Here is a 709-nt window from a genome sequence, read left to right as displayed (position 1 = left end):
CCTTTTCGATGGCGGCGATGAAGCTTGCGATCTCGTTGGCATAGGCTTCGGTGTAGCGGGTCATGAAGAAGTCGTGCAGCGGCGGGCGGGTATAGCCTTCGCCATTGGCGACTTCGATCGAGACGGCGCGCTGGTTTTCGGCCGAGACCATGCCCTTGGAGCCGTGCACCTCGATGCGCTGGTCGTAGCCATAGGTGGCGCGGCGGGAGTTGGAGATGATCGCCTGCTTGCCCGACTTGGTCTGCAGGATGACCGAGACGCTGTCGTAGTCGCCGGCCTCACCGATCGCCTTGTCGACAAGGACGGCGGCGGTTGCTGTGACGGCGACCGGCTCTTCGCCGAGCAGGAAGCGGGCCATGTCGAAATCGTGGATCGTCATGTCGCGGAAGATGCCGCCGGAGCGATTGATATAATCGACGGGCGGGGCGCCCGGATCGCGCGAGGTGATCGTCACCATCTCGACGTCGCCGATGCGGCCATCGTCGATCGCGCCGCGCACGGCCATGAAGTGCGGGTCAAAGCGGCGGTTGAAGCCGACCATGAGCTTGCCCTTGGTCTCGTCCACGACCTTGATGCAGGCCTTGACGCGCTCGACGGAGAGATCGACAGGCTTCTCGCAGAAGATGGCCTTGCCCGCGCGGGCGAAGCGCTCGATCAGGTCGGCGTGGGTGTCGGTCGGCGTGCAGATGACGACGGCGTCGATGTCGCT

The 709-nt window shown here is 64.5% G+C and carries 1 protein-coding gene; it reads right to left on the bottom strand.

What is annotated here, in order from left to right; translation table 11 throughout:
• On the bottom strand, window positions 1-709 hold a 709-nt coding region (locus ACCD05_RS31770), incomplete at both ends, for a Gfo/Idh/MocA family oxidoreductase (protein ID WP_413397650.1).

The sequence above is a fragment of the Rhizobium sp. Rhizsp42 genome, from assembly GCF_047304155.1.
Classification (GTDB): Bacteria; Pseudomonadota; Alphaproteobacteria; order Rhizobiales; family Rhizobiaceae; genus Rhizobium.
Note: the sequence above shows the minus strand (reverse complement) of the source record. Positions and strands in the feature narration are given on the sequence as shown.